Origin of the sequence: Corynebacterium glaucum (assembly GCF_030408855.1) — a bacterium.
Lineage (GTDB): Bacteria > Actinomycetota > Actinomycetes > Mycobacteriales > Mycobacteriaceae > Corynebacterium > Corynebacterium glaucum.
The window spans coordinates 263,781-275,900 of record NZ_CP047358.1 but is presented as its reverse complement, the minus strand read 5'-3'; the positions used below and the strand labels follow the sequence as shown (position 1 = coordinate 275,900).

The following is a 12,120-nucleotide window of genomic DNA, read 5'->3' as shown; positions in this document are numbered from 1 at the left end:
TGCGACCCCCTGCCTACTTCAGCCCCAGCCAGGGGTCGCCGCTGCGCTCAGCGATGAACGCGTTCGACGCCGGCCGGAACATGAAGAACACCGCGAACGCGAGAACAAACACGATGACAAACCCGGCCCAGCTGGAGACCTTGACAAAGAACCCGGCGAAATTGAGGAACATGGCAAGGCCCACGCACACGCTCAGCACCCTGCGCGCCCGCTTCGAGCCCTGCTGCAGGAACGACGCCGCGGCGGTGATGCAAACGGCCAGCACCATGTTTCCAACGGCCACGAGGTACATGTTCGTGCGGAAGAAATGCAGCGCCTCCGCGCTGAGTCCCCCGGGTACGCCAGCGGCAATCATGAGCATGCCGGTGACCAGCATAAACACCGCCGCAACAAGGTAGAGCCAGTAGGACATCCGCAGCGGCTGCGGCCAGGTGTCGTCAACAGTGCCAATGAAGCGCCGGTTCCGGTCGTTCGGGTCCGACACCAGCGTCGGAAACATGCCCGCCATGAGACTCCTTTACTTGCCGCCGAGCGGACCCGGGCCGCGCTTGTCGCGCTGCTCAGGCGGTACGCCAGCCTCGGCCCACTGGATCGACTCTCTTTGCGAAGAGTAGAACACGCCCAGACCACCTGCCACGGCAACCAAAATCTGCACCACGCCGTCAAAGCCGTAGAACGCCATTGGGATTGCCGTCGACGTTGGGTGCGTCATGAACAGCGCCAGCGCGCGGATGCCGAAGAAGATGCCAAAGATCTGCAGCAGCCGGCGCGCGTTCGGTGCCCACCGCTTCTGCTTGTTCAGCGCCAGCAGCGCGGCGGTGAACATCGCCAGAATAGCCAGCTGAATCAGCGCCATGATCGCCACGGATGACCACATCGCCGCATTCATCACCGAATCAGACAGGGCACCCTCTTGCCCGCGCGCAGCCTCACGAGAGGCCTCACGCAGGGGCGCCGGGTCGATCACGATGCCCACAATTTGCAGGATCTGGTGCAAAAGCTCCCCGAGAATCATCGCAGCCCAGCAGCCCAACATGAATCTCACGGCCTCAGGCTTGGAACCCTTTTTGCTTGTCGACGCCTCGTCGACCGCCTTTGGCTCCACATGCGACGCGGAGTTGGGGTTGATCGGGGGAAGACTCACCATGGTGTGGCTCCTTAATGCCTATCGCCCACCGGCCGCCCGCAGCGCGCGGGAAGCTTCGATGGCGTAGTAGGTGAGGATCTGGTCTGCACCGGCGCGCTTGATGCCAATCAGCGCTTCCATCATCGTGTCGTGGAAGTCGATCCAGCCGTTTTGACCTGCGGCAACCAGCATCGAGTATTCGCCGGAGACTTGGTATGCCGCCACCGGCACCGGGGACATCGCGGCAACCTGAGACAGCACATCGAGGTACGGCATGGCCGGTTTCACCATGACAAAGTCGGCGCCTTCGTCGAGATCTAGCTCAACCTCGAGCAGCGACTCGCGGATGTTCGCCGGATCCTGCTGGTAGGTGCGGCGGTCCCCGGTCAGCGACGAGCCGACCGCGTCGCGGAACGGGCCGAAGAACTTTGAGGCGTACTTCGCCGAGTACGCCATGATGGCCACGTCTGTAAAGCCGGCTTCGTCGAGCGCCTCGCGGATCACGCCGATCTGGCCGTCCATCATCCCGGACGGGCTCACGATGTGCGCCCCGGCCTCGGCCTGAGCGAGCGCCATCTTCGCGTAGAGCTCGAGCGTGGCGTCGTTGTCCACCACCTGGCGCCCGAAGCGGTCTGTGGCGACCACGCCGCAGTGGCCGTGGTCGGTGAACTCATCGAGGCAGGTGTCCGCCATGATGAGCAGGTCATCGCCGAACTCCTCACGCAGCGCGGCGAGACCGCGGTTAAGCACCCCGTCTGGGTCCCACGCGATCGAACCTTCGGCGTCTTTCGCGGCGTCCTCCGGCACTCCGAAAACGTCGACGCAGGTCACTCCGGCCTCGAGTGCCTCGTGGCAAAGCGCTTTGAGCGAATCCGTGGTGTGTTGGAACACCCCGGGCATGGACGAAATCTCGCGCTTTTCCGTGATGCCGTCGGTCACGAACACCGGCAGGATGAAATCCGCCGGGTCCAGGCGCGTTTCCGCCGTCAGCGCACGCATCTGCGGGGACTGCCGCAGGCGGCGTGGACGGCGGGGATTGAAATAGGTCTGCGGGTCAAACACCATGCGCCCCATCTTAGGACGGGCCTAGTCCTGCGCCGATTCGGCGGGCTGCGCAGCATCTTCCGACGCTTTACGACGAGCGCGGCGCTTCTTGCGTGGCGGCGGCAGCTGGCCGGCGGCGCGCAGGTCGGCAACGTGGGCCGCCAAGGCGTCGACAAGCGAGGGCACGTCTGCGACCTCCGGCACAACGTCCACACGCAAGCCCTGCTCGCGCGCCTCCGCCGCAGCCATGGGCCCGATGCAGGCAATGATGGTGCGCTGGTGCGGTTTACCCGCGATCCCCACCAGATTCTTCACGGTGGACGCGGAGGTGAAGCACACTGCGTCGAACCCGCCGGTCTTGATCATGTCGCGCACTTCCGGCGCAGGCGGGGCGGCGCGCACGGTGCGGTACGCAACCACGTCGTCGACCTCCCAGCCCTTTTCCACAAGGCCGTCGACAAGCACGTCGGTGCCCAGGTCAGCGCGCGGCAACAGCACGCGCGAGACCGGATCAATGTCCTCGACGTACTCCGGGAACACGTCCACCAGACCGGCGGCGTTTTGCTTCGTACGGTGCGGCACGACCTCGGGGAACATGCCGCGCGCACGGATCGCGTCCGCGGTCTTTTGCCCCACCGCCGCCAAGTGCACGCCGGCAAACGAGCGCGCGTCCAGGCCCAGTTCCTCGAACTTGTCCCACACCGCGTCAACCGCGTTAGTGGAGGTGAACACCACCCACTGGTAGCGGCCTTCAACAATGCCCTTGATCGCGCGGTCCATCTGCGCGGGGTTGCGCGGCGGCTCCATGGAAATCGTCGGCACCGATTGCGGGATCGCGCCGTACGAGCTCAGACGAGCGTTCATCGGGCCGGCCTGCTCCTTCGCGCGCGGCACCAGCACCCGCCACCCGTACAGCGGACGGTTTTCCCACCAGGAGTATTTCGCGCGCTCGTCGGGCGCGGTGCCCAACGTGACCACCAGGGAACCGGTGAGCTCCGCGTCGAGCTTGCCCACGGTTTGCAGCGTCGCGTCGAAAGTGCGCTGCAGACGCGTCGTGCCGTTGGTGGTCACCGTCAGCGCAGTCGAACCGGCGAAACCGCGGTCCATCAGCTGCGTCGCCATCTCCTCCAGGTGCTCTTGCGTGGCCTGGAACACCAGCGGCTGCGGCGCGTTCGCAAGCTGATCCCAGTCCACCGACTCGTTGGCCAGGTCAGTCTCGGTGAAGGTGGACCCGAGTGCGATACCAGCGAACGACGGCACCGTCGACGGCAAGCTCATGCCCGGCACCACCTGGAATTCCAGGCCGGCAGCCGCGACAGCCGAAACCTCGGCCATGACAGAGTCGCGCGTGAGTGGATTGCCGCACACCAGGCGGATCACATCACCGTCGCCACCCTCACCTCGCTCAATCGCAGCAGCAGAAGAGTCAAGAGCAGCTTGAAGCTTGTCGACGATCCCTTCAACGCCCAACTCCACCTCAGCGATCTCCGCAGCAGTGGGATCATCCGGGCGAGCTGGTTTGCGCCGAGCGCCGGCCTCTTTGGCCTCCGCCACCAGCTTCTCGTAAGCGGCGTTTGCCTCGTCCAGCTTCGCCTTCGGCACCTCGAGTGCCGCGGCGACGACATTTCGGACACCCTGAGACACATCCGGGTCAACCAGCGCGATAGCATTGGATTCCAACACCTCGCGGGCGCGAATGGTCAACAGATCAGGGTTACCCGGACCTGCACCAACGAAGATGATTTTCCCCGTCGGCTGCATGTTTGTCTCCGAAGTCATCAAATGATCTTTTCTATGGCACAAATAGCAGTCCCGGCGATCTTGGGCGCTTAAAGCGACCCGGTGACGCCGAGACAAATAAACGTATGGTAGCTCCACCTTAAGGTGGAAGTGCCTGGAAACAAAAACGCCGGTGCTAGCGCATGATCTCGGCTGCGCCGCGCTCCAAGAGCGCCGCGGCAACCTCGTGCCCGAGTGTCACCGGGTCCTCCCCTTCCGCGGTTTCCACAAGCTGCGCTGAGCCGTCGAGCGCGAACACCCCGGCATGGAGCGCGAGCTGGCCGCTTTGCGTATCAACGGTGGCGTACGAGGCTACGGGCGCGGTGCAGCCCGCCTCCAAGGTGGCCAGCACCTGACGCTCCGCAGCCGCCGCCGCCGTGGCAGTCGGATCGACAAGGCGGTCGATGGCGGCGCGGGTGGCATCGTCGTCCGCGCGACATTCCACCGCGAGCGCGCCCTGGGCGGGCGCCGGCATGAACACTTCGGGGTCGAATAGCTCGGTGGCGCGGTTGCCGTAGCCGCCGCGCACGAGGCCCGCATACGCGAGCACAATGGCATCGAGTTCGCCGGTGGTCACGTAGTTCATCCGGCGCTCGATGTTGCCGCGCAGCGGGCGGATGTCCAGGTCCGGGCGCATTGCGCGCAGCTGCGAGATGCGGCGCGGGGCGGAGGTTCCCACCTTCGCGCCTTCCGGCAGCTCCGCCAGGGTGAGCTGGTCGTGTGCGATCAGCGCTTCGCGGTTGTCCTCGCGCTTCGGCACGATCAGGTGCGCGCGCGGCTCATCTGCGGTCGGCAGATCCTTGAAGGAGTGCACGGCCACGTCGACCCCGCCCTCGAACAGCGCGTCTCGCAGCGCCGAGGTGAATACGCCAACACCGATGCGCTCGACCGGAGCCTGCGACATGTCCCCCGGCGTCACCACAATGTGAAGTTCCGCGTCAAACCCTTCGTCGATAAGCATTGCTTGAATGTGTCCTGACTGGGTTGTAGCGAGGTGGGAACCGCGAGTACCGATGCGCAGCTGCGTCACATGTGCTCCTTCAATTGCAATTCTTCTGGGCGCGGGAGGCGCTGTGCGTCGACGGCGACGGACGAGCGGCCGAGCCCGAACAACTCCTCGATCACCGTTTCCACGCTGACCTGCTCGCTGGTGGCGGCGAGTTCCTTGATTTTCACCGTCGGCGTGTGCAGCAGCTTGTCTACGACGCGCTTCACGGTGCGCGAAACCTGGTCGAAGTCTTCCTCGCTCAAGTCTGGGAGCTTCGAACGCAGGCGCTGCAGCTCAAAGTCCTGAACCTCGCCCGCAGTGCGGCGCAGGCGCGCCACCGCGGGTGCAATGTCGCGCACGCGCTGCTGCGAGCTGAACGTCTCTACTTCTTCGGCGACAATGGCCTGGGCCTGGCGCAACGCGAGCGAATCTTCGGAGTCCACGCCGCCGCGCGTGGTGTGCAGGTACTCGATGTTGATCAGGTGAACGCCGTCGCGTTGCGTCACATCGTCCGCGATGTCGCGCGGCAGCGAGAGATCCACCAGGACCGCGGGGCCGGAGAGGTCGTCGGCGGTGATGGTGAACCCGTCCGAGGCGGTCGCGGAAACCGTGATGTCGGCGCGCGAGAGCGCACCTGCACGGGCGTTGAAGTCCACCACCTCGGCCGCCACCCCGGCCTCGCGGGCGTGCTCGGCAAGGCGTTCCGCGCGCGAGCGGGTGCGGTTGGCAATGATCAGCTTGCGCACCCCGCGCTTGCCTAGCTGCGTGGCAGCCAGCGAGCTCATCGCCCCGGCACCCAGCACGAGTGCGGTCTTGCCGGCAAAATCGCTGCCCATGACTTTTTCCGCCTCGTCGAGCGCGAAGGTGACCATGGAGCCGCCCGCGTCGTCGATGCCGGTTTCAGCGTGGACGCGCTTGCCGGTGTGCAGCGCGGTTTGCGCGAGCGAATGCAGCGCAGGCCCGACGGTGCCGCGCTCGGCGGCGTCCAGGTACGAGGCGCGCACCTGTCCGATGATCTGCTGCTCGCCCACCACCATCGAGTCCAAGCCCGAGGCCACAGAGAACATGTGCTCCGCCGCCGCATCGGCGTAGCGGACATACAGATAAGTGCGAAGCTCCGCCTCGGAGACCCCGGAGATGTCCGCGAGCACCTCAAGCACATCCTCCACACCCGCGTGGAACGCGTTGGTCACCGCGTAAATCTCCAAGCGGTTGCAGGTGGAGATGATCAACGCCTCGCTAATCGCCGCTTGCGCGACCAACGCCGCACCAGCATCCCCCTGCACGGTCTCATCCATGCTTAAGCGCTCAAGGAGCGCAACGGGCGCGGAGCGATGGGACATCCCCACAACAAGTACGCTCACGCAATTCCTCCGTCCACGCCACACATCAAACGAAAGTATAGCCCGCTAGCGGGCGAGCTCCTCAGCCAGCTCTTGGTTATCCACTTCCCAGCACGCGAATTCCTCGCCGTCGATAACCACTACCGGCACCCGGTCACCGTATTCTGCAGCCAGCTCCAGGTCAGCATCTACATCAACCAGGGAAAAGGAGGCAGCATGCTTATCGACGACCGGTTGGATCTGCGCTGCCACCCGAGCGCAAGACCCACAGGAAGCCCGCACCATGAGCTCGACCGTCTTCATCTGCTCGCCTTCCTCGTCGCGGTACCATGGCTTCCGCTAACTTTTCACGCTAACACTTACGCCAATGCTTGCAGAAAGTCGGTGACGCACACCAATGGCCCAGCCGAATGAATTGCTCGCGCAGTGGTCTGTCTCCCACGGCAACCTCCGCCGCTTCTTCGAGGATCTGGCGCTCCCCCCGATCGGTGAAGAACATCAGCGGGCCGCCGGTGAAGCCGCCGCTGCAGCGGCGATCCAAGAAACCTTCGGCTTGGACCTGGAGGAGTTCGCCCTCGGCGTGGATTCTGTGGGCGGCGCGTTTGAGACCGCCGGCCGACCCGAACTCACCCCGCGCGACCCGGACGTGCCGCAAGACGTCGGGGCGGCGGCGTTCTTCGACGTGGACAACACCCTGATCCAGGGCTCCTCGCTTATCTTGCTCGCCGAGGAACTGGCAAAGCGGCGCTACATTTCGCTGCGAGAACTCCTGCCCGCTCTGACGAAGCAGTTCCGTTACCGCGTGTCCGGCAAGGAAAGCGCTGACGATATCGCCTCCGGCCGCGAGCAAGCACTGAGTTTGGTCAAAGGCAAGTCCGTGGCCGAGCTGCAGGAGCTTTGCAAGGACATCGTGGATCGCCAGATGTTGGACAAGGCCTACCAGGCAACCATCGAGCTAGCTTCCATGCACATCGCCGCCGGCCAGCAAGTCTGGCTCGTCTCCGCGACCCCGGTGCAGATTGGGCAAGCCCTCGCCGAGCGCCTCGGTTTCACCGGCGCTCTCGGCACGGTGGCCGAGGAAGAAGACGGCGTATTCACCGGCCGGCTCGTGGGCGACATTCTCCATGGCCCCGGCAAGCAGCACGCGGTCGCAGCACTTGCCGCGATCCAGCAGCTTGATCTTGAAAAGTGCACTGCTTACTCAGACAGCATCAACGACCTGCCGATGCTGGAAATGGTCGGCGCCCCGGTAGCGATTAACCCGGACCGGGCCCTGCGCAAACACGCGAAAGAACGCGGCTGGCCAGTCCGGGACTACCGCTCAATGCGCCGCATGGTGCGCTCATACCTGCTACCCGCTGCGGCGCTCGCCGGCGCCGCCCTCAGCATCCGGCATCGGCGGCGGTAGCTGAATCTGTTGTGGCCGCACCGCCTGTGAAACGCAAAACCGCACCAGGCGGTGTGCCTGATGCGGGAAACCAGCGGTTTTTTACTTGCCCAGCTTGCGACGCTGAACACGGGTGCGACGAAGCATCTTGCGGTGCTTCTTCTTCGACATGCGCTTGCGACGCTTCTTAATCACTGAACCCATAGGGCTGCCTCGTTTCTTGTTTCGTACATGTACTTCACATCGCCGACGCGGTTCCCGGGCTGCGCCGACGTGAATGCGCTAAATATTACAGCCCGCGTGCACCAAGACAAAAAAGTCCGGCGCCAGCTCACGCAAGGTGGGTCTAGCGCCGGAGGGGAAACCGTCGATAAGCAATTGCTTTACGACGCATCCGTTCCCACGTCATAGACCGAGGACTCGAGGTACTCATTGACTGCGGTCTCGTTCACGCGGAACGAGCGGCCCACGCGCACGGCCGGCAGTTCGCCAGAGTGCACGAGACGGTACACAGTCATCTTGGAAACGCGCATGATCTCCGCGACTTCCGCGACGGTAAGGAACTTACCCTTCTCTTCATTTGCCATGTTGAATTCAACCTTTCGCACACCTGGCGCGCTGTAGGCTTCCCCTCCCACAGAACGGACACGCACGTGCTTGAACCAGCCTAGCGTGAAAGGTGTGCGCACCGCGACTCAAGTGGGTGATTTTTCAAAAGTGTTTGATGTTTGCTGATGAATCCTGGTGTGAAAAGTGGGATTAAGGATGTTTACACGATCTCGGCGGAGCGAGCTGCGCTTGCCTCAGCCGCGCGGTACACGGCGCCACGCAGCCCCGATTCCTCGAATTCGCGGATCGCAGCGGCGGTCGTGCCAGCCGGAGACGATACCCCGGCGCGAAGGGCAACCGGATCAGGGTTGGCTTGAAGCATGGAGCCCGCCCCAGCTGCGGTTGCGGTTGCCAACTCGGTGGCGAGTTCCCGCGACAGACCCAGGGACACTCCGGCATCGATGAGCGCCTCAGTGAGCAGGAAGAAATACGCCGGGCCAGACCCGGACACCGCGGTAACAGCGTCCATTTGTTTCTCGTCGACCTCGACAACCTTGCCGGCGGCCCCCAGCATGGTGCGCACACCCTCGCGCTGCTCGTCGGAAACATAGCGCCCGTACGCGACGGCAAGCACGCCCTGGCCGACCAGCATCGGGGTATTCGGCATGACGCGAACAATCGGAGCGCCGGCTGACGCCACAGCGCCTTCCATCGCGGTCAGCGTGATGCCCGCAGCCATCGAGATAATGACCGCTGCGTCATCGGCTTCGTCGAGGCCATCGTTGATCTCTTCGAGCACGGACACGATCTGCGCTGGCTTCACGCACAACACCACCGCGTCCGCGTCGGCCACAGCCAAGCGGTTGTCCGACTCCACCTCGATCCCGTAGGTCTCACGCAGGTATGCGGAACGCTCCTCGCTGCGGTTCGTGGCCACGATCGTGCGCGGATCAACACCCGAGGCGACCATGCCTGAGATCAGTGCTTCGCCGATCTTGCCGGCGCCGATGATTGCAACTTTGTCCATGTGCGCCAAGCCTAGGCCACATGGGAGCAATCGTTAGAGGAGCGCCGGCCCGAACGCAGCGACCGCTGCGGCAATGCCCGCCATAGTCATGGTCAGCCCGTCCTTGCCGGTGCGCAGCGCTCGCACACCGAAGAGGACAAGGATCACGAACGCAATTGCCGAACCGACGGCCACAGCGGTTCCGGTGTTAGCCCAGACCCACTGGAACACGAGGAAGCCGAGAATACCGGCAATCACGCCCAGGAAAATCAACAGCACCAGCACGATCGGGTTGATCGTTTCTTCCTCAACCTCGATCTGTTCGGCCGGCACACCCTCGTCGAAGGGGTCGGACTCGCCTTGCTCCACCGCCGCGGCGCGAGACGGCGCTGCGCTACGCGCCGTCTCCGAATCCGGCACGAGAGGCTGGACCGGTTCCTCCTTGAGGTCACGTTCCTTCACGGGCGCAGCCGGAAACGCTTTCGGCTCACTGGCCGCTGCCGGTGCCGGAGTGGGCTTTGCTGCCGGTTCCTCGGCAACCTCGACCTTTTGAATCACCGCAGTCTCGTCGGCGGGAGCCTTCTCGCTGGAGTCCTTTTCCACGGGCGCCGGCGCAATCGTAATGCGGGAAGACGTCGACTGTGGCTTTGCCTCAGGGGCAGCCTCAGGGGCAGCCTCTGGCGCAACGTCGATGCGGGTCGAAGCCGCTTTCCTCGGCTCAGCCGGTTGAGCTTGTTCGAACTTCGGTTCCGCTGCGTGGGATTGCTCCACTGCCTCCGGCTCTTCAGGGGCGTCGATTGGCACGCTGGAGTGCTTGGATTCCGCAGGTCGAGCATCAACTTTCTTTAAAGAGCCGGTGAGTTCCGCGACGGTGACACCGCCCTCCTCGATGCTGCGGCGGTGGCGACGGCGCTTGCCTGCGTCAGGGTTTTCCTGTTGAGCCCTGGCGAGGATCTCCGCAACTGTGAGCTGCTTCTCCTCAGACATTATGCGTCCTCTCCTTCATCTCCTCCGGCGTTCGTGTGATCCATCCATTTCAAGATCACACCTTCACGCAGCGCCCATGGGCAGATCTCTAACTTATCAATATTCAATGCGCGCATGGCTGCTTCCGCCACCAGCGCGCCGGCAACAATTTGGTGCGAGCGATCTGAGTTAATGCCTTCCAGCTCCGCACGGTCCGCCGCAGTCATGCGGGAAATGAACGCGATGAGCTGGCGCAAACCTGGCGCCGTCAAGGTGCGCTTGACGTATGGGCCAGCCGAAGACGGGGCGGCACCCGTCAACCGCGCAAGCGAACGGAAGGTCTTCGACGTGCCCACCGCAAGACCAGCTTCGCCAAACGCCTTGAACTGCTCCGCAGGCTCCGCCAACTCAGCATCGATGTAGTCACGCAACAGGTTGATCTTTTTGCGTTCCGGCGGGTCGCTATCAAACCACTCGTGGGTCAGACGGCCCGCACCCAGGTCGAGCGACACCGCCAAGTCGGGTGTTTCCTCAGTACCGGTGGACATTTCAAGAGAACCGCCACCGATGTCCAAGTTGGTGATGCGGCCAGCCGACCAGCCGTGCCAGCGGCGAACCGCGAGAAACGTCAGCTTCGCCTCTTCCTCGCCCGAGATCACGCGCAGGCGCACCCCGGTCTTCTTCTCTACGCGCTTCAGCACGTCCTCGGCATTCGTTGCCGAGCGCACCGCGGAAGTGGCGAAGGCAAGAAATTCTTCGCACCTGAGGTTATCGGAGAGGTCGGCGGCCTCCTGCACTGCGTCGATAAGCTTGTCAACACCCTTGTCCTCGATGTTGCCTTTCTTATCCAACTGCTCCACGAGGCGCAGCGGCTGCTTCCAGTCCGACATCGGGCTAGGGCGACCACCACTGTGGGCATCGACCGCGACCAAGTGGACGGTGTTGCTGCCTACATCCAATACACCTAAACGCACAGTCAAAGATTAACGGGTCTACGGTACCAAGGTGTGAATCAACCTGGCCCGAATCCCGTTTTCCTCGGATTCCCTACAGACTCCCCCGCCGGGCGCTCCATCACCGCCGGGTGGGAGGTTCCGCCGGACTTTCCGCGCGAGTGGTTTGAGTTCATCCACCCAGACGACCCGCACCACTACTTCTCCATCGACCTCACGTGGGCCGAGTCGACGTGGTCGTGCCGCTTCGGCACGCCACAGTGCCACGGCATCGACGAGTCGTTCCCCGTCGTGGGCTGCTGCATCCACGGTGCGTACCTCTCCGACGAGTCGGATCAAGACGATCTCTACAACGCCGTCGCCGAGATGCCCGCGAAGTACTGGCAATTGCGCCCCGACGACGTCGATTCCTACATCGCCAACGCTGACCCGACCGAGCTCGAGCCATGGCTGGAATGGGACGAGGAAGAACCCACCGAAGACAGCGACGATGACGGTCCCCACATCAAAACCAAGCTTGTCGACGGCGCGTGCATCTTCGCCAACCGCCAGGGTGCCGAAACCGGCCCCGGCTGCGCACTGCACCAATGGGCCATGGCAGAAGGCCGCAACATCGTGGGCTCTAAACCTGAAGTCTGCTGGCAGGTGCCGTTTTCGCGCGAGGACTCGTGGGAGGAACGCCCCGACGGTCAAGAGATTCTGCGCACCACCATTGGCGAATACGACCGGCGCCAGTGGGGCGGCGGTGGCGAGGACTTCGACTGGTGGTGCACCGGAGATCCAACGTGCCACGCCCCGCAGGCCGACGGCACGTTGGAGCCGGTGTGGGTTTCAATGAAAGACGAGCTTAAGGCACTGATCGGTGAGAAACCCTACGCGCTCCTCGCCGCACACTGCGAAGCCAGGGCGGCTCTGCCGGCTGAGGTGAAGGCTACGCATCCAGCCACGCGCCGTCGTTAAGCTTTGTTCTCTTAAGCCG

General features: G+C 63.8%; 14 protein-coding genes. 2 read left to right on the top strand and 12 right to left on the bottom strand.

The window, feature by feature from the left end:
• Positions 1-13: 13 nt before the first annotated feature.
• The 7 genes from CGLAUT_RS01330 to CGLAUT_RS01300 all read right to left on the bottom strand — a co-directional run bounded on the left by CGLAUT_RS01330 (position 14) and on the right by CGLAUT_RS01300 (position 6,583).
• Positions 14-508: a hypothetical protein gene (locus CGLAUT_RS01330; protein WP_290185803.1), complete on the bottom strand. Its 495-nt coding sequence runs from the start codon at positions 506-508 to the stop codon at positions 14-16.
• A gap of 9 nt (positions 509-517) precedes the next feature.
• A complete protein-coding gene (locus CGLAUT_RS01325; protein WP_290185802.1) occupies positions 518-1,147 on the bottom strand; it encodes a hypothetical protein in 630 nt (209 codons plus the stop codon).
• Between the two features lie 18 nt (positions 1,148-1,165).
• Complete coding sequence (gene hemB / locus CGLAUT_RS01320) at positions 1,166-2,191, bottom strand: porphobilinogen synthase (protein ID WP_290185801.1); 1,026 nt, start codon at positions 2,189-2,191, stop codon at positions 1,166-1,168.
• A gap of 21 nt (positions 2,192-2,212) precedes the next feature.
• Complete coding sequence (locus tag CGLAUT_RS01315; protein WP_290185800.1) at positions 2,213-3,949, bottom strand: uroporphyrinogen-III synthase; 1,737 nt, start codon at positions 3,947-3,949, stop codon at positions 2,213-2,215.
• 136 nt (positions 3,950-4,085) lie between these two features.
• Positions 4,086-4,979, bottom strand: coding sequence for a hydroxymethylbilane synthase (gene hemC, locus CGLAUT_RS01310; RefSeq protein WP_290185799.1), 894 nt, complete (start codon positions 4,977-4,979; stop codon positions 4,086-4,088).
• A complete protein-coding gene (locus tag CGLAUT_RS01305) occupies positions 4,976-6,301 on the bottom strand; it encodes a glutamyl-tRNA reductase (protein ID WP_290185798.1) in 1,326 nt (441 codons plus the stop codon). The genes hemC and CGLAUT_RS01305 overlap by 4 nt, the downstream gene beginning before the upstream one ends.
• Positions 6,302-6,346: 45 nt before the next feature.
• The gene (locus CGLAUT_RS01300; RefSeq protein WP_095659129.1) at positions 6,347-6,583 is read right to left on the bottom strand and encodes a glutaredoxin family protein; all 237 of its coding nucleotides are present in this window, start codon (positions 6,581-6,583) and stop codon (positions 6,347-6,349) included.
• 94 nt (positions 6,584-6,677) lie between these two features.
• Here CGLAUT_RS01300 and CGLAUT_RS01295 point away from each other — a divergent pair, with 94 nt between their 5' ends.
• On the top strand, positions 6,678-7,688 hold the full coding sequence (locus CGLAUT_RS01295) for an HAD family hydrolase (RefSeq protein ID WP_290185796.1): 1,011 nt from the start codon (positions 6,678-6,680) through the stop codon (positions 7,686-7,688).
• An 81-nt stretch (positions 7,689-7,769) separates the two neighbouring features.
• Here the strand turns inward: CGLAUT_RS01295 and CGLAUT_RS01290 are convergent, their stop codons facing one another.
• From CGLAUT_RS01290 to CGLAUT_RS01270, 5 genes are all read right to left on the bottom strand, one after another.
• Positions 7,770-7,871: a 30S ribosomal protein bS22 gene (locus tag CGLAUT_RS01290; RefSeq protein ID WP_003855542.1), complete on the bottom strand. Its 102-nt coding sequence runs from the start codon at positions 7,869-7,871 to the stop codon at positions 7,770-7,772.
• 179 nt (positions 7,872-8,050) lie between these two features.
• Positions 8,051-8,254, bottom strand: coding sequence for a helix-turn-helix domain-containing protein (locus tag CGLAUT_RS01285; protein WP_095660966.1), 204 nt, complete (start codon positions 8,252-8,254; stop codon positions 8,051-8,053).
• Between the two features lie 182 nt (positions 8,255-8,436).
• Positions 8,437-9,243 carry a pyrroline-5-carboxylate reductase gene (gene proC / locus CGLAUT_RS01280; protein WP_095659127.1) on the bottom strand — a complete coding sequence of 269 codons (807 nt, stop codon included), beginning with the start codon at positions 9,241-9,243 and terminating at the stop codon, positions 8,437-8,439.
• A 33-nt stretch (positions 9,244-9,276) separates the two neighbouring features.
• Entirely contained in the window at positions 9,277-10,209 is a 933-nt protein-coding gene (locus tag CGLAUT_RS01275) for a hypothetical protein (RefSeq protein WP_290185794.1), read from the bottom strand.
• On the bottom strand, positions 10,209-11,162 hold the full coding sequence (locus CGLAUT_RS01270; protein ID WP_095660965.1) for a Ppx/GppA family phosphatase: 954 nt from the start codon (positions 11,160-11,162) through the stop codon (positions 10,209-10,211). The genes CGLAUT_RS01275 and CGLAUT_RS01270 overlap by 1 nt, the downstream gene beginning before the upstream one ends.
• A gap of 33 nt (positions 11,163-11,195) precedes the next feature.
• On the opposite strand from CGLAUT_RS01270, the gene CGLAUT_RS01265 reads away from it, so the two are divergent.
• The gene (locus CGLAUT_RS01265) at positions 11,196-12,101 is read left to right on the top strand and encodes a DUF3109 family protein (RefSeq protein WP_095659126.1); all 906 of its coding nucleotides are present in this window, start codon (positions 11,196-11,198) and stop codon (positions 12,099-12,101) included.
• Positions 12,102-12,120 lie beyond the last annotated feature (19 nt).

Bases quoted from the DNA above. Each gene is read 5' to 3' on its own strand.
- CGLAUT_RS01330 (WP_290185803.1), bottom strand. From the start codon at position 508: ATGGCGGGCATGTTTCCGACGCTGGTGTCGGACCCGAACGACCGGAAC.
- hemB (WP_290185801.1), bottom strand. From the start codon at position 2,191: ATGGTGTTTGACCCGCAGACCTATTTCAATCCCCGCCGTCCACGCCGC.
- CGLAUT_RS01300 (WP_095659129.1), bottom strand. From the start codon at position 6,583: ATGAAGACGGTCGAGCTCATGGTGCGGGCTTCCTGTGGGTCTTGCGCT.
- CGLAUT_RS01285 (WP_095660966.1), bottom strand. From the start codon at position 8,254: ATGGCAAATGAAGAGAAGGGTAAGTTCCTTACCGTCGCGGAAGTCGCG.
- CGLAUT_RS01290 (WP_003855542.1), bottom strand. From the start codon at position 7,871: ATGGGTTCAGTGATTAAGAAGCGTCGCAAGCGCATGTCGAAGAAGAAG.
- proC (WP_095659127.1), bottom strand. From the start codon at position 9,243: ATGGACAAAGTTGCAATCATCGGCGCCGGCAAGATCGGCGAAGCACTG.
- CGLAUT_RS01325 (WP_290185802.1), bottom strand. From the start codon at position 1,147: ATGGTGAGTCTTCCCCCGATCAACCCCAACTCCGCGTCGCATGTGGAG.
- CGLAUT_RS01295 (WP_290185796.1), top strand. From the start codon at position 6,678: ATGGCCCAGCCGAATGAATTGCTCGCGCAGTGGTCTGTCTCCCACGGC.
- CGLAUT_RS01275 (WP_290185794.1), bottom strand. From the start codon at position 10,209: ATGTCTGAGGAGAAGCAGCTCACAGTTGCGGAGATCCTCGCCAGGGCT.
- CGLAUT_RS01315 (WP_290185800.1), bottom strand. From the start codon at position 3,949: ATGACTTCGGAGACAAACATGCAGCCGACGGGGAAAATCATCTTCGTT.